We start from the raw sequence: 14,104 nt of genomic DNA, 5'->3' as shown, positions 1-14,104 counted from the left end.
GTCCTGACCTCAGCTTTCGACGGCGATCTCGTGCGGGCTCTTGTCCGGGCGGAGCCCCCGCCAACGGGCATGGCGGAGCACACCGTCGGGCGTCCAGTTCGCGAACTCGACCTCGCCCACGACTTCCGGACGCACCCACAGGGCGTCGGAGGCATCGAGCGCGGGGACGCCGTCGAGTGGGGCAGCGTCCACGCGCAACGGATCGAGTCGTGCGAGCAGGTCGCGCAGTATTCGGTCGGTGAATCCGGTCCCCACACGTCCGACGTAGCGGAGACCGCCCGTTCCTCGGTCCGGATCGGGCACGGCGAGCAGCAGAGATCCGAGCGTGCTCTCCCTGTCGCCCTTCCCTGGCCGGATACCGACGATCACCGCCTCCTGCATCCGCGTGTGCTTCAGCTTCAGCCACGAGGGGGAGCGCTGCCCTGGCCGGTATCGCGACTGAGGATCCTTGACGACGACGCCCTCGAGTCCGAACTCCCTGCTCGCGGCGAGTGCCGCGTCCACGTCGTCGAACACGGGAGGGATCTGCACGGGGGCGTCGAGATCGTCGATCAGCTCCTCGAGCAGGGTCCTGCGTTCGCGCAGAGTCATACCGGTGAGGTCGTGTCCGTCGAGACGCAGCAGGTCGAACAGCATGTAGACGACGGGGGTACGGACCACTTCGCGTTCGATCTCCCGTGGCCGGGTGAGGTGCATCCGGTTCTGGAGGAGGGAGAAGCTCGGCCGGCCGTGGGAGTCGAACGCGACGATCTCGCCGTCGACGACGGCGTCCGCCACGGGGAGGAAAGGCGCGCCGTCAGCAGTGAGTTCGGGATACCGGGCCGTGATGTCCGTGCCGCGGCGCGCGTGCAGCAGCATGCGCCCGTCTGCCCAGGTGCCCATCGCACGGATGCCGTCCCACTTCACCTCGACCCACGAGGGGTCGCTCAGTGCGCGTGCCACTCCGGGGGTGCCGTTCTCCGCGAGCATCGGCGCCATCGACGCCGTGGCCGGAGGGGCGACAGCGGCGCCAGGGGCGGGAGAGCTTCGGGGATATCGATGGGAGTGATGGGTCTTCGCGGGTTGCGGGAGCGGAGTCGTCGCCGGCGGGCGGAGCATCGCGAGCGGGTCGATTCCCGCGGCGGCTCGCGCGAGCACCTCGTCGAGGTCGAGCTGCGCGAGTTCCGGGGCGTCGAGTTCCTCCCACGTGCGAGGGGCCGCCACCCAGGGCTGTGCACGTCCGCGGAGGGAGTAGGGCGAGATGGTGGTCTTCTTGCCGTTGTTCTGGCTCCAGTCGAGGAACACCTTTCCCCCTCGGACCGCCTTCGCCATGACGCTGGTCGCGAGGTCCGGGTGATCGCTCTCGATCATCCGTGCGAGCTCCTTGACGACGGCGGAGACCTCGTCGCTCGTCTGCTCGCCGGGCAATGACGCGTAGAGGTGGATGCCCTTGCTTCCGCTGGTCACCGGCAGAGGGTCGAGCCCCATGCCGGACAGGAGGACGCGCGCGATGCGGGCGACCTCGGCACACTGCGCCAGCCCCACGCCAGGGCCGGGATCGAGATCGAGGACGAGTCGATCGGGGTTGCCGGGAAGGCCCGCGGAGGAGAAGCGCCACTGCGGCACATGCAGCTCGATGGCGGCGACCTGCGCAAGCCACACGAGAGTCGGGATGTCCTGGACGAGGGGGTATTCCTTCGGACCGTCCGAGTGCTGGATCGCCTGTCGAGGAATCCACGAGGGTGCGCCCGGTTCGAGCTGTTTCGTGAAGAAGGCGTCGGCCGGGGCATCCGCGGTCCCGACGCCCTCGACCCAGCGTTTGCGCGTGACGGGGCGCCCGGCGAGGAGGGGGAGCAGGAGTGGAGCGATGGCCGTGTAGTAGGCGATGACCTCGCCCTTGGTGGTGCCGGTGGAGGGGTAGACGACTTTGTCGAGGTTCGTCACCCGCAGACGACGACCGTCGACCTGCACGATCTGCGCGTCTGCGACCATGGGGCCAGCGTAGTCAAGGCGCAGCATCGCCAGGGGTAGCGTCGCCAGGGGTAGCGCCGCCAGGGGTAGCGCCGTCAAGGGGCTGGCGCCGTCAAGGGGCTGGCGCCGTCAAGGGGCTGGCGCCGTCAAGGGGCTGGTCGTGACGGCTGTGACTGGTGTCTACTGGTGTGATGAGGACGATCTGGAAGGGCGCACTGACGTTCGGGCTCGTGAATGTGCCGGTCAAGGTGTACTCCGCGACCGAGGACCACGACGTGCCGCTGCATCAGGTGCACGAGAAGGACGGCGGGCGCATCCGCTATCAGCGCACCTGCGAAGTCTGCGGAGAGACCGTGGCGTACGCCGACATCGACCGCGCCTACGTCGACGAAGGCCAGACCGTCGTGCTGACGAAGGACGACCTCGCCGCCCTCCCCGCGGAGAAGAGCCGGGAGATCGACGTCGTCGAGTTCGTGCCCTCCGAGCAGGTCGACCTGCTCACCCTCGACAAGCCGTACTACCTCGAACCCGATTCGAAGTCGCCCAAGGCGTATGTGCTGCTGCGGAAGACGCTCGAACAGACGGACCGCACGGCGATCGTGCGCTTCACACTTCGGCAGAAGACACGGCTCGCCGCGCTCCGGGTGCGGGGGAAGGTCCTCGTGCTGCAGACCCTGCTCTGGGCCGATGAGGTGCGCGAAGCCGCGTTCCCCTCGCTGGACGAGGACGTGCGGATCTCGAAGAAGGAGCTGGAGCTCTCGGCCTCGCTCGTCGACAGCTACTCGGCGGACTTCGACCCCGAGGCATTCGTCGACGAGTACCAGAAGGAGCTCCGTACCCTCATCGACGCGAAGATCGAGGCGGGCGACACGTTCGACGTGGCCGAGACCTTCGGGGAAGCAGAGAAAGCGGCCGAGGGCGGCGAGGTCATCGACCTCATGGAGGCGCTGCGCGCGAGCGTGGCGCGCTCGAAGGAAGAGCGCGCGAAGAACGCGGGGTGATCATCGGGTGCCGAGGAACCGGCACCCGATGATCGATCAGTGCTTGCCGTCGCCGTCCAGGTCAGGGGCGCGGTCGAACACGTCGGCGTCGAGCACGAGCTCCTGCGCTTCCTCGGCATCGGTGACCACGTCTTCGCCCGCCGCCTCGGCCTTCTTCGCCTTGTGGCGCTCGGACAGGTAGTGCCACAGCGTGACGAGTGCGGTGCCACCGACGGCCGCGAGCAGGATGAGGTCGATGTAGCTCTCCACGAACTCGGCGACCGGCGGGATGAACCCGATGAGGTAGCCGAACATCGTGAGCCCGAAGCCCCAGAGGACCGCACCGATCAGGTTGTAGAGCGTGTACTTGCGCCACGGCATGTGGCCGACGCCGGCGGCGACCGGGGCGAAGGTCCGCACGATCGGCACGAAGCGCGCGAGGATCACGGTGATGCCGCCGAAGCGCTCGAAGAACGCGTTCGTGCGTTCGACGTTCTTCTTGCTGAAGAGGCCCGATTCCTTGCGCTCGAAGACCGCCGGTCCGCCCTTGTGGCCGATGACGTATCCGACTTCACCGCCCACGAACGCCGCGAGGCCGATCAGGAGGGCGACCCACCAGACGTTGATGCCGAAGACGCCGTGCTCGGAGCCCGCGATCGGGTGCGAGAGCAGGCCGGCGATCACCAGGAGGGTGTCACCGGGAAGCAGGAATCCGACGAGCAGACCGGTCTCGGCGAAGATGATGAAGCACACCACGAGCAGTGCCCACGGCCCGGCGGTCCCGATGATCGTCGCAGGATCGAGCCAGGGGATGAGAGCGGTCGGTGCGTGCAGCATGGTTTCGAGCACTGGGGGAGTCCCGTCGGTCGTGAATGGTCGGCGGTAGAACAGAGCGATGTCGTGACGACCGGAGAAAGATCGTCGTCGTCTCTCGTGCGGAAGGTGGGACTTGAACCCACACGCCCTGGGGCACAGGAACCTAAATCCTGCGTGTCTGCCAATTCCACCACTCCCGCGCGGTGGAATCAGTCTACTGATCACCGAATCCGCATGTCTGGGGATCAGCCCGTAGTCCGCGCCGGCCGACAGTCGGGCGCGGGGAAGGCCTGTGGATAACTTCCGAGGCAGGCCTCGGATTGTTGCGAGGATGCCGGGGTGAGTCATCCGTCCGCCCTTGTCGCAGAGCGCGTGCGGTCGCGTCTGCGTGCCGAGGGCATCGATCCGTCCGTCGATCCGGACGCGGCATGGCGGATCACCCATGCGGAGGTCCGGCGTCACGACGATCTCGCCCTCGCTCGCGGCGAGGCCCTGATCGACGATGAAGCGGCGTGTGTGAGAGAGGTCATGGCGTCGCTCAGCGGATTCGGTGCGCTGCAACCGCTGCTCGACGATCCGGAGATCGAGGAGATCTGGCTCAACGGAACGGGACACGTGCACGTCGCGCGAGAGGGAACGGCCGAGCGGACGACCCTTCGTCTCGACGAAGGGACCGTGCGCGACGTCGTCGAGCGCATGCTGCAGTCGACCGGTCGGCGGGTCGACATCAGCCAGCCGTTCGTGGATGCTTCGCTGCCGGACGGGTCCCGTCTGCATGTGGCGATCGCTGATGTGGTGAGGGGCTCGTGGGCGGTCAACATCCGCAAGTTCCTGCCGAAGTACCGATCTCTCGGAGCGCTCGCCGCGCAGGGGATGATGCCCGCCGATGTCGCCGAGCTGCTGCGGGTGGCCATGAACGACGGCAAGAGCGTGATCGTCTCCGGCGCCACGCACGCGGGGAAGACCACTATGCTCGGCGCGCTGCTGGCCTCGTGCGCAGACGTTCAACGCATCGTCACGGTGGAGGAGACGTTCGAACTGGCTGTGGACGGGCCCGATCTCGTCGCGCTGCAGGGGCGACAGGCGAGCCTCGAGGGGACCGGGGAGATCACGTTGCGCAGGCTGGTGAAGGAGGCGTTGCGTATGCGACCGGACCGTCTCGTGATCGGCGAGGTCCGCGACGCGGAAGCTCTCGATCTGGTCCTCGCGCTCAACACCGGGGTGCCGGGCGCATGCACCGTGCATGCGAATTCTGCGGCCGAGGCCATCGAGAAGCTCACGATCCTTCCACTCTTGGCCGGGCGGAACATCGATCGTGAGTTCGTCGCCCCTGCACTCGCCGCGTCTGTCGACCTGGTCGTGCACTGCGCCAGGGACCGCGCGGGGCAGCGACACGTGCAGGAGATCATCGCGCCGACCGGCGGCCTCGCCGGAGGACGGCTGCAGACCAGGAGCGTCTATCGGGCAGGTGCGCCAACGAGCGACGGCATCGGCACCGGCCGCAGCGAGCCACGCCTGATCGGGATCGTGTCGTGACAGTTTTCGTCGGCGCCCTCCTCGCGGCCGGGGTGCTTCTGTGCCTGTCGCCCTGGATGTGGCCGCGATCGGACGCGGCCGAGGTGGCCACCCGGCGAGGGCGACTCGTCCGCCTGATCGAGGAGGCCGGCTTCGACCGGCTCTCCCGGCGCGCGCTCCTCGTCATCGTCACCGCGGCCGGACTGATAGCCGCATCGGTCGCCTGGCTCCTGACCGGGATCGCCGTACTCGCGCTGCTGGCGGGCGTCGCGGGAGCCGTCGCACCCATCGTGTTGTTGCGGGGGCGCCGAGCGCGGTTGCGACGGTTGCGGCGACAGCTCTGGCCGGACGTGTGCGATCTTCTGATCGCGGCGATCCGCGTGGGCCTGTCGCTCCCCGACGCAGTGGCGAGCCTGGCGGAGTCCGCGCCGAAGACGCTGAGACCGGCATTCGTCGTGTTCGCGAGGGATCTGCGTGCGAGCGGCAGATTCGAGACCAGCCTCGACCGACTCAAATCCACGCTGGCCGACCCCGTCGGCGATCGCATCGCCGAGACATTGCGGATGGCGCGTCAGGTCGGCGGCACGGAACTGATCAGTGTGCTGCGCGCGCTGTCGAGTTCGGTGCGGGCGGATGCCGCCCTGCGGGGCGAAGTCGAGGCTCGCCAGTCATGGATCCGGGGCGCGGCCGTCCTCGGCGCGATCGCCCCCTGGGTGATCATGGGGCTGCTCGTTCTCCGGCCTGAGGGAGCAGCAGCGTACGGCACTCCCGAAGGGATGCTCGTGATCTGCCTGGGAGCAGCGGTGTCGGTGGTCGCGTTTCACATCATGGTCCGCATCGGCAGGCTTCCTGAGCCGCGGCGGTGGTTCGGGTGAACGGGGTCTCGGCGCTCGCGATCGCGGTTCTGATCGGGTGCGGCTTCGCTGCGGGGATGCTGAGCATCCTCTCCGTGCTTCCGCGCTGGAGAGCGGCATCTCTCGTCGTGCGGATCGGGCCGTATGTGCGCGATGTCGTCGCTGACGACTACCTGCCCCGAGGTGTCCTCCCCGCGGTGGGATCACTTCCCACGAGCGGGCGGACGCTGTGGGAGCGTGCGCGGGGCGCTTTCGAGAGGCTGGTCGGCGGGGGAGAGGCTCTCCGCCAGCGCCTCGCGCAGGCGGGTGTGCGCACGAGCCCCGCATCGTTCCGTGGTCGGCAACTGGGCTGGGGCCTCGCCGGGATCGGTGTGGGCGCAGTCGTGCTGACCGTGCTCGCGCTGGCCGGACGGCTGACGGTGCCGACGAGTGTGATGCCGATGCTCTGCGGGGCGGCTGCCGCCGCTGCGTACGACCTTCAGCTCTCTGTGAGGGCCAAGGCTCGCCGGGTGCGACTCACCGACGAGCTCCCGACGACTCTCGAGTTCCTGGCTCTGTGCCTCTCCGCAGGTGAGGGGTTCCTCGATTCTCTGCGTCGGGTGGCCGACGTGGGCTCCGGCGAACTCACTGCTGAACTGCGCCAGGTGGTGCTCGCGGTCGGCACGGGCTCGCCGCTGGCCGACGCACTGCACGAGATGGCGCGACGCCTCCAGCTTCCCGAACTGTCGCGCGTCGTCGACCAGGTGATCGCGGCGCTCGAGCATGGTGCGCCCCTCGCCGCGGTACTGCACGCTCAGGCGGGTGATGCGCGCGAAGACGCGAAACGTGTGCTGATCGAGCAGGCGGGACGCAAAGAGATCCTGATGCTTCTCCCGCTCGTCTTCCTGATCCTTCCGCTCTCGGTGCTCTTCGCCGTGTATCCAGGGCTGTTCATCCTCCGGCTCGGCATCGGCTGACCGCACGACGAAAGGACCACCATGACCGCACGAACGCAGGAGCAGCGGCGACGCCCCTGGCATGACGCCGCACCCCGGTTCCGCGCCTTTATCGACGACGAAACGGGTGATGTTCCCGGATGGGTGCTCGTCACGTTGATGACCGCGGGATTGGTGGTGCTCATCTGGGCCGTCGCCGGTCCTGCTCTGACCTCGCTGTTCGAGCAGGCGATCCAGAGGGTCTCGGGGCTCTGACATGGAGGACCGGAGTGGTTGCGCGGATGATCGCGGCTCCAGCCCGGTGGAGTTCGTGCTGGTCGGAACGCTCCTCACCGCCCTCACACTCGCTGTGCTGCAGCTCGCCTTCGCGGTGTACGTGCGCAACGTGGTGCACGACGCTGCCGTCGAAGGCGCCTACCACGCGGCTCTCGCCGATACGACCCCGGAGGAGGGCATCGCACGCACCAGAGACGTGATCTCGCGAGCGGTGGGGGCGGACTACGCCGAGGACATCCGAATCGGCGTCTCCGGCGCCCCGCCGTACGAGACGGTCGACGTCCGGGTCCGCACGACGTTTCCGCTGCTCGGACTGATCGGCCTCCCCTTCGCGATGGAGGTGGAGGCTCGTGCACCTGCCGAGACTTTCGGAGAAGAATGACGAGGGATCAGCCGCGCTCGAGTTCATCGCGGTGGGGGTGATCCTTCTCGTGCCGCTCATCTATCTCGTGATCGCGCTCGGTGCGATCCAGGAACAGACGCTCGGAGCCGAGGCAGCAGCACGGCACGTCGCCCGTGTCGTCGCGCGCGCACCCGATGCGACGACGGCGGCGGAGAGGAGCGATGCGGTGCTGGCGGGGATCGTGGACGAGTACGGTCTGGATGAGGAAGCGGTGAATCTGACGATCGCCTGCACCCCACGCGCGGTCGAGTGCCCGTCAGCCGGGGCGACCATCGTCGTCACCGTCACCACGTCGGTGCGACTTCCATTGGTGCCGGAGATGCTCGGACTCGATCGCTCGACCGCTGTCCCCGTGCAAGCCGAAGCGGTGCAGAAGGTGTCGCGACTGTGGGGCGCAGAATGAGAGACCTGTCCCGGACAGGGACGGGCGCCGTCGGCGACCACGAAGAGGGGAGTGTGCTGCTCCTCACCCTCGGCTACGTGCTTCTGGCTCTGGCCGTGATCTTCGTGTGCGTCTGCGCGACCGATCTCTACATCGCCCAGAAGCGGTTGGATGCGCTCGCCGATTCCGCCGCGCTCGCCGGAGCGGACGGCTTCACCCTGGCGGTGCGCGACGGCAGCGTGCGTGCCGAACTCACGGATGACGGCGTCGAGCAGCAAGCCGAGGCGATGGTGTCCGCGTTGCCGGGGGAGGCGTCGATCACCGCCGCAGGCACGCCTGACGGCGTCACCGCACGAGTCACCGTCACGGCGGAGTGGCGTCCGCCCTTGGTGTCCGTGTTCGTGCCCGACGGCGTCCCGCTGGAGTCGACCGCCACGAGTCGCACCGCCCTGCGGTGACCGGCCCCTGTGGTGACCGGCCCCTGCGGTGACAGGACCCTGGGGATCAGCGTGGGGCGCGCAGCTGCGCGAGCAGTCCGTCGAGTCGAGGAACGAGCTGCGGCGGCACCTCGGCCGGCAGCGCGTCGACCGGCCACCAGCGCAGGTCTTCCGATTCCTCGCTCACCGTGAGCGCAGCGTCGCGGTCGACGACCACGGCGATCCCGACGTCGAGGTGCGAGGCGCAGGAGCCGAAGCGGGACGAAAGTCCGTGATGGTCGAGATCGTAGGCGAGAGGTGCGGCCGCCGGGTCCACCGCGATACCCGTCTCCTCACGCAGTTCGCGCAATGCACCGCTCAGGACCGAATCGTCTCCGTCCTCGACGTGACCTCCCGGCTGCACCCAGAACTGCCCCTTGCGATGGAAGACGAGCAGCGTGTGCTCGAGCGACACATCGAACACGACACATGACGCGGTGAGGTGATCCGGGCCCGACTCACGATGCACCGGGCCTCCGTCGGCCCCGAAGAACGAGGCGAAGTCGGCCTGCGCGGCGCGGTCGCGCTCCGATCGGGGAGCGAAGGCCGAGATCAGGCGGTGGGCGTCCGCTTCCAGAATCGAGATCATTCCTGCTCTCCTTCGGAGGAGTCGTCGTCGGCTTCCGGTCGCTCGCGAGGGACGAACTGCGGGATCCAGCGCAGGAAGCCGAGGGCGCCGACCAGACCGACCACACCCATCGCGGCCGCCGCGAACGGCAGGGCGGCGACAGCGGTGATGGCCGAGACCAGTAGCGGAGCGATCGCCCCGCCCGCGTCGGTGAGCGTGCGCCAGGAACCGAGGAAGGCCGCGGGTTCGCGCTTCGGCGCGACGTCGGCGCCCAGGGTCAGCAGGATCCCGCTCGACAGGCCGTTGCCGACACCGAGGACCGCGGCGAACATGCCGAACCACAGCACCGCCGCATCGACGTCGTGCGTGAAGGACAGCGCGAGGAAGCCGGCTCCCATCAGCACCATCGCGGGCATCGCCGCCCACAGTCGACCGAAGCGATCCATCACCTGCCCGCTCGCGTAGAACAGGGCGAAGTCGATGGCCCCGGAGACACCGACGACGAGGGCGATGGTCGAGGCGTCCAATCCCAGCGACAGTCCCCAGAGCGGCAGCACGACCTGACGAGCCGAGCGCACGGCGGAGAGCGACGCGGCGGCGAGTCCGAGGCGTCCGAGCACCGCCCGCTGGCGCCACATCGTCTGGAAGATGCCCAGGCGTTCGACTGTCGGGATCGACCCGCTCACCGCCTCGCCGGAGTCTTCCAGATAGCGCTCGTGGGCGCTCGCCGGAACGGGAGGGATCATCTTCTCCGGGTCGGGCCCGAAGAGCACCAGCACCACCATGACCACGAGACAGGCGAGGAAGAACCAGATCGCCGCGCTCTCACTCCCGAACAGCTGCAGGAGTCCTGCGGCCACGAACGGTCCGATGAAGATGCCGAGGCGGAAGCTGCCGCCGAGAAGGGAGAGGGAGCGCGCGCGGAAGGCGACCGGCACCCGAGTGGTCATGAAGGCGTGCCGGGCGAGACCGAAGGCCGCCGCGCAGATCCCGAGGAGGAACACGGATGCCGCCAGCACGCCCAGCGACGGCGCGAACACCATCCCGATCCCGGCGACGATCGCGATCACGCCGGCGATCACCATCGTGTATCTCTCGCCGACCTTGCCCACTGCCCATCCGGCGGGGAGATTCCCGCACAGCTGCCCGATGACGAGCGCGGAGGCCACGAGTGCCGCGAACGCCACGTCTGCGCCCATGGACGCGGCGAGCACCGGGATCAGCGGGATCACGGCTCCCTCGCCGAGTGCGAAGAGGATCGTCGGCAGGTACACCATGGGTCCGAATTGCCGAAGGACCGTCGATGCACTGCTCACAGCTTCACGCTACTCCGCTCGACCAGGGATCTCGGACGACGGGGTCCCCGCGCGGGCAGGCGGCACGTTAGGCTGAGGTGTCATGCTCGAACTAGATCTCTCCGCCGAAATCCAGGCGCTCAGGCACACCTTCGGCGACATCAGCGAGGTCGTCGATGTCTCCCGTCTCCGCGACGACATCGCGCGTCTCAGCGAGGAGGCCGGCGCCCCCGACCTCTGGGACGACACCGAGAACGCGCAGAAGGTGACCAGCGCACTCAGCCACCGTCAGTCCGAGCTCGCCCGCATTACCGGCATCGCTCAGCGTCTCGACGACCTCGAGGTGCTCGTCGGGCTCGCGAACGAGATGGGCGATGAGGACTCCGCACAGGAGGCTCGTGCCGAACTCGCCGCCCTCACCGACCTGATCAACCAGCTCGAGGTGCAGACGCTGCTCGACGGCGAATACGACGAGCGATCCGCGATCATCACGATCCGCTCCGGCGCGGGCGGCGACGACGCCACCGATTTCGCCGAGATGCTGATGCGCATGTACCTGCGCTGGGCGGAACGGCACAAGTACCCGGTCAAGGTCATGGACACGTCCTACGCAGAGGGCGCGGGCATCAAGTCGGCGACCTTCGAGATCGACGCGCCCTACGCCTTCGGCACCATCTCGGTCGAGGCCGGAACGCATCGCCTCGCGCGCATCAGCCCGTTCGGCTCGGCCGACAAGCGCCAGACGTCGTTCGCCGCCGTCGAGGTCATCCCGCTGATGGAGGAGGCCACCGAGGTCGACATCCCGGAGAGCGATATCCGCGTCGACGTCTTCCGCTCCTCCGGTCCCGGTGGGCAGTCGGTCAACACGACCGACTCGGCCGTGCGCCTCACCCACCTCCCGACCGGCATCGTCGTCTCCATGCAGAACGAGAAGTCGCAGATCCAGAACCGCGCCGCAGCGATGCGCGTGCTGCAGACCCGATTGCTGCTGTTGCAGAAGGAGCAGGAGGCGGCGAAGAAGAAGGAGCTCGCGGGCAACATCACCGCGAGCTGGGGCGACCAGATGCGCTCCTACTTCCTCTACGGCCAGCAGCTGGTGAAAGACCTCCGCACGGGTCAGGAGTCCGGCAACCCTGCGGCCGTCTTCGACGGCGATCTCGACGACTTCATCTCCGCGGGCATCCGTTGGCGTAAGCGCAAGATCGAGGACTGAGTCCACGAAGAAGGCCCCGGAGCGATCCGGGGCCTTCTTGCTGCGCGCGCGCGTTCAGCGCCCGGAGTCGCGGAGGGTCCCGGTCACATCCTCGTAGCTGAAGAGGATGCACTGCACGGTGCGGTCGTTCTCCCGGATCCAGGTCGCCTTCGTCGGCTGGTAGTTGTAGAAGTCGAGTTCGGAAGCCTCGTAGGATCTGCCGACATACGCCTCGAACGCCTCATAACAGCCGTTCCACGCACTTTCGTTCAGCACGTCGTCGCCGGGGAATTCGCCGTCCTCGACGTCGTAGATGAAGAAGACCTCGTCGGTATGCGGTTGCTCACAGGGAACCACGGGCAGCTCGAACACCAATTCGTCTTCGCCGTACTCGACCAATGGCAGGCAGTCGCCCACTTCGAGGTCGGCGAAGGGCACCATCTCGGCACCCTCGATCGACGAGGGGTCCTGGCTCTCGGTGGCGGTGCCGCCATCCGTCGGCCGTTCGCTGGGAGTGCCGAACGACGTGCCGTCGGTATCCGGCGACGAGGTCGTCGCGGCCACCAGGAAGGACACAGCGGCAGCGAGGATCGCACCGACCACGGTGATGACGAGACCGGTGATCCCCGGCCACTTCCTTCCGCGGAGGAACAGGGAGATGAGCGACATCACGAACCCGACCGCGAGAAGGGCCCATCCGGCGATCGCGATCGCGGGAATGCAGGCACTGACGACGCCGACGATGACGGCGACCAGGCCGAAGATGCCCACCACCGGCACTCCGGCCGCAGGCTGCGGAGAAGGAGTCACCGGCCACGTGGCCGCCGGATACCCTCCATAGGGCGCGGAGGTCGTGCTGGTCTGGGGTGCTGCGGCAGCCGATGGAGAGAACGTCTGGCCGGCGAGCGTGTATGGCGGGACGAAGGGCGCCTGCTCGGCGTCGGCGGAGGGAACGACAGGTGCGGCCGGTTCCGGAGTCGACCCGGCGGGGGTCGACGCGGCTGCGGTCGTCTCGGCTGCGGTCGTCTCGGTGGCGGGTGCGTGTTGCCCGGTGACGACGTGCTCCGTCCACTGCAGTCCGTCCCACCACCGTCGGTTTCCGGAGCCGTCGTCGTACCAGCCGGCAGGTGTTGTCATCAGGCGTTCCGTGCGTCTTTCTCGGTCGGCGGATGCGCGGTGAGGTCGTCTCGCCACGCTGGCCTCTCCACAGGGGCTCGGCCGTCAGTGACGACGGTAGCGGCGCTGCGGGGTCTGTGTCGAATGAGAAGACGATCACGTGAAGAAGGCCTCGGGAGCACGGTGCTCCCGAGGCCTTCTTGGCCCATTGGGGACGGGTCAGGGCACCAAGCACCCGGTGATCGCATCGGTGTCGCCGAGCACCTCGGCGACACCGTACAGGGCATCGGTGTCGGTGAGGGTGCCGTCGCTGTCGGCGATCGTGCGCAGCGTCGCATTGTCGAGGTCGGAGGCGACGAAGAGGTCGGCGAGGCAGGTGATCTGAGCCTCGGTGTACCCCTCTGCACCCGACGAGGCGAGAATGGCCGTCAGACCTTGCGCGACCTCAGGAGCGGTCGGACGAACTCCGACATCCGTTCCTTCGGAGCCGTCGGTATCGCTCGGCGCGGTGGCCTCGATCGACGGAGAAGAGGTGGGCAGCTTGTCGATCTCCTCGCTCACTCCCTGCGCGAAGGCGAAGAGGTAGACGAACGACATCACGATGCCGATGATCGTCCCGACGACCGCCAGGATGAGTCCGGCGATGCCCGGCCACTTCTTCCCCTTGAGGAACAGCGAGATGAGCGACACGATGAATCCCGCGCCGAGCAGGATGAAGCCGAAGAATCCGATCACCGGGATGAAGACCAGGATGGTGCCGAGCACCCCGAGCCCGAGCCCCACGAGTCCGAGGATCGAGAGCTTCTTCGGTTCCTCGACGGCAGGCTGCCCGTACGGGGCTGCAGCCGGATACCCCGTCGTGCTGCCGGAGTACGCCGGTGCGGTGCCGGGGTAGACGTCGGCCGACGGCGTCGGAACCTCCGCCGGGGCGGCTGGAGCGGCCGGAGCGGCTGGTGCGGAGTAGGCGCCGAGGTCGTCGCTCAGGGGAGTCGTCGGTGCGGTCGCGTCCGGCGACGGGGGTGTGGTCGCGGTGTCGTCGGATGCACGGATCACGGTGTCGTCGATCGACGATGCCGAGGACCCGGCCTGTTCCGAGGACCCGGCGTGCGCGTCGGGATCGACCGCGGCGTCCGCGGCCTCCGGGGCGAAGTGCTCGGTCCACTGCTGGCCGTCCCACCAGCGCTGTCGACCCGATCCGTCGTCGTACCATCCTGCGGGCGTTGTCATGGCTCCCCCTTGAAAGAACTCGGCAGCTGCTTCCTGCAGCCGACATCTTCATGTATAGCAGTGGGAGGCGACGCGCCACCGGGTCGCCGATGGGGAGCTCTCCCCATCCGGCCCTGAGG

The 14,104-nt window shown here is 68.1% G+C and carries 15 protein-coding genes and 1 tRNA gene; 9 read left to right on the top strand and 7 right to left on the bottom strand.

What is annotated here, in order from left to right:
• Positions 1-9: 9 nt before the first annotated feature.
• Positions 10-1,971 (bottom strand): non-homologous end-joining DNA ligase, encoded by a 1,962-nt coding sequence (gene ligD, locus DW307_RS16000; RefSeq protein ID WP_136025203.1) that lies wholly within the window; start codon positions 1,969-1,971, stop codon positions 10-12.
• Between the two features lie 170 nt (positions 1,972-2,141).
• Between ligD and ku the strand changes: the two genes are divergently transcribed.
• Entirely contained in the window at positions 2,142-2,951 is an 810-nt protein-coding gene (gene ku, locus DW307_RS15995; RefSeq protein ID WP_029265674.1) for a non-homologous end joining protein Ku, read from the top strand.
• Positions 2,952-2,987: 36 nt separating this feature from the next.
• Here the strand turns inward: ku and DW307_RS15990 are convergent, their stop codons facing one another.
• Together DW307_RS15990 and DW307_RS15985 are read right to left on the bottom strand one after the other, a co-directional pair.
• Positions 2,988-3,767, bottom strand: a complete 780-nt coding sequence (locus tag DW307_RS15990) for a DedA family protein (protein WP_168441054.1) — start codon at positions 3,765-3,767, stop codon at positions 2,988-2,990.
• A gap of 97 nt (positions 3,768-3,864) precedes the next feature.
• A tRNA-Leu gene (locus DW307_RS15985) sits at positions 3,865-3,946 on the bottom strand.
• Positions 3,947-4,085: 139 nt separating this feature from the next.
• On the opposite strand from DW307_RS15985, the gene DW307_RS15980 reads away from it, so the two are divergent.
• The 7 genes from DW307_RS15980 to DW307_RS15950 are packed head-to-tail and all read left to right on the top strand — an operon-like array spanning position 4,086 to position 8,569.
• On the top strand, positions 4,086-5,282 hold the full coding sequence (locus DW307_RS15980) for a CpaF family protein (protein ID WP_136025202.1): 1,197 nt from the start codon (positions 4,086-4,088) through the stop codon (positions 5,280-5,282).
• Positions 5,279-6,136: a type II secretion system F family protein gene (locus tag DW307_RS15975; protein WP_136025201.1), complete on the top strand. Its 858-nt coding sequence runs from the start codon at positions 5,279-5,281 to the stop codon at positions 6,134-6,136. Before DW307_RS15980 ends, DW307_RS15975 begins: the two co-directional genes overlap by 4 nt.
• On the top strand, positions 6,133-7,071 hold the full coding sequence (locus DW307_RS15970; RefSeq protein ID WP_136025200.1) for a type II secretion system F family protein: 939 nt from the start codon (positions 6,133-6,135) through the stop codon (positions 7,069-7,071). Before DW307_RS15975 ends, DW307_RS15970 begins: the two co-directional genes overlap by 4 nt.
• A gap of 21 nt (positions 7,072-7,092) precedes the next feature.
• Positions 7,093-7,305, top strand: coding sequence for a hypothetical protein (locus DW307_RS15965; protein ID WP_136025199.1), 213 nt, complete (start codon positions 7,093-7,095; stop codon positions 7,303-7,305).
• A gap of 1 nt (position 7,306) precedes the next feature.
• Positions 7,307-7,708 (top strand): TadE/TadG family type IV pilus assembly protein, encoded by a 402-nt coding sequence (locus DW307_RS15960; RefSeq protein WP_136025198.1) that lies wholly within the window; start codon positions 7,307-7,309, stop codon positions 7,706-7,708.
• Positions 7,677-8,132 (top strand): hypothetical protein, encoded by a 456-nt coding sequence (locus DW307_RS15955; RefSeq protein WP_021199793.1) that lies wholly within the window; start codon positions 7,677-7,679, stop codon positions 8,130-8,132. The genes DW307_RS15960 and DW307_RS15955 overlap by 32 nt, the downstream gene beginning before the upstream one ends.
• Positions 8,129-8,569 (top strand): pilus assembly protein TadG-related protein, encoded by a 441-nt coding sequence (locus tag DW307_RS15950; RefSeq protein WP_046398939.1) that lies wholly within the window; start codon positions 8,129-8,131, stop codon positions 8,567-8,569. Before DW307_RS15955 ends, DW307_RS15950 begins: the two co-directional genes overlap by 4 nt.
• A 46-nt stretch (positions 8,570-8,615) precedes the next feature.
• On the opposite strand, the gene DW307_RS15945 is transcribed toward DW307_RS15950, so the two are convergent.
• On the bottom strand, positions 8,616-9,176 hold the full coding sequence (locus tag DW307_RS15945) for an NUDIX hydrolase (RefSeq protein WP_051667890.1): 561 nt from the start codon (positions 9,174-9,176) through the stop codon (positions 8,616-8,618).
• The gene (locus DW307_RS15940) at positions 9,173-10,432 is read right to left on the bottom strand and encodes an MFS transporter (RefSeq protein WP_029260597.1); all 1,260 of its coding nucleotides are present in this window, start codon (positions 10,430-10,432) and stop codon (positions 9,173-9,175) included. Before DW307_RS15940 ends, DW307_RS15945 begins: the two co-directional genes overlap by 4 nt.
• A gap of 121 nt (positions 10,433-10,553) precedes the next feature.
• On the opposite strand from DW307_RS15940, the gene prfB reads away from it, so the two are divergent.
• Entirely contained in the window at positions 10,554-11,663 is a 1,110-nt protein-coding gene (gene prfB / locus DW307_RS15935; protein ID WP_029260598.1) for a peptide chain release factor 2, read from the top strand.
• Positions 11,664-11,717: 54 nt separating this feature from the next.
• On the opposite strand, the gene DW307_RS15930 is transcribed toward prfB, so the two are convergent.
• Together DW307_RS15930 and DW307_RS15925 are read right to left on the bottom strand one after the other, a co-directional pair.
• Complete coding sequence (locus tag DW307_RS15930; RefSeq protein WP_136025197.1) at positions 11,718-12,779, bottom strand: DUF2510 domain-containing protein; 1,062 nt, start codon at positions 12,777-12,779, stop codon at positions 11,718-11,720.
• 198 nt (positions 12,780-12,977) lie between these two features.
• Complete coding sequence (locus DW307_RS15925; protein WP_029260600.1) at positions 12,978-13,985, bottom strand: DUF2510 domain-containing protein; 1,008 nt, start codon at positions 13,983-13,985, stop codon at positions 12,978-12,980.
• Between the last annotated feature and the right edge of the window lie 119 nt (positions 13,986-14,104).

The organism is Microbacterium sp. K27, assembly GCF_004794435.1.
Classification (GTDB): domain Bacteria; phylum Actinomycetota; class Actinomycetes; order Actinomycetales; family Microbacteriaceae; genus Microbacterium; species Microbacterium maritypicum_A.
The sequence above is the reverse complement of the archived record's forward strand: the minus strand, read 5'-3'. Positions and strand labels throughout refer to the sequence as shown.

Excerpts from the sequence above, each read along its gene's own strand:
- DW307_RS15940 (WP_029260597.1), bottom strand. The coding sequence starts at position 10,432 with ATGGTGTACCTGCCGACGATCCTCTTCGCACTCGGCGAGGGAGCCGTG.
- DW307_RS15965 (WP_136025199.1), top strand. The coding sequence starts at position 7,093 with ATGACCGCACGAACGCAGGAGCAGCGGCGACGCCCCTGGCATGACGCC.
- prfB (WP_029260598.1), top strand. The coding sequence starts at position 10,554 with ATGCTCGAACTAGATCTCTCCGCCGAAATCCAGGCGCTCAGGCACACC.
- ligD (WP_136025203.1), bottom strand. The coding sequence starts at position 1,971 with ATGGTCGCAGACGCGCAGATCGTGCAGGTCGACGGTCGTCGTCTGCGG.
- DW307_RS15930 (WP_136025197.1), bottom strand. The coding sequence starts at position 12,779 with ATGACAACACCTGCCGGCTGGTACGACGACGGCTCCGGAAACCGACGG.
- DW307_RS15950 (WP_046398939.1), top strand. The coding sequence starts at position 8,129 with ATGAGAGACCTGTCCCGGACAGGGACGGGCGCCGTCGGCGACCACGAA.
- DW307_RS15945 (WP_051667890.1), bottom strand. The coding sequence starts at position 9,176 with ATGATCTCGATTCTGGAAGCGGACGCCCACCGCCTGATCTCGGCCTTC.
- DW307_RS15990 (WP_168441054.1), bottom strand. The coding sequence starts at position 3,767 with ATGCTGCACGCACCGACCGCTCTCATCCCCTGGCTCGATCCTGCGACG.
- ku (WP_029265674.1), top strand. The coding sequence starts at position 2,142 with ATGAGGACGATCTGGAAGGGCGCACTGACGTTCGGGCTCGTGAATGTG.
- DW307_RS15925 (WP_029260600.1), bottom strand. The coding sequence starts at position 13,985 with ATGACAACGCCCGCAGGATGGTACGACGACGGATCGGGTCGACAGCGC.
- DW307_RS15960 (WP_136025198.1), top strand. The coding sequence starts at position 7,307 with ATGGAGGACCGGAGTGGTTGCGCGGATGATCGCGGCTCCAGCCCGGTG.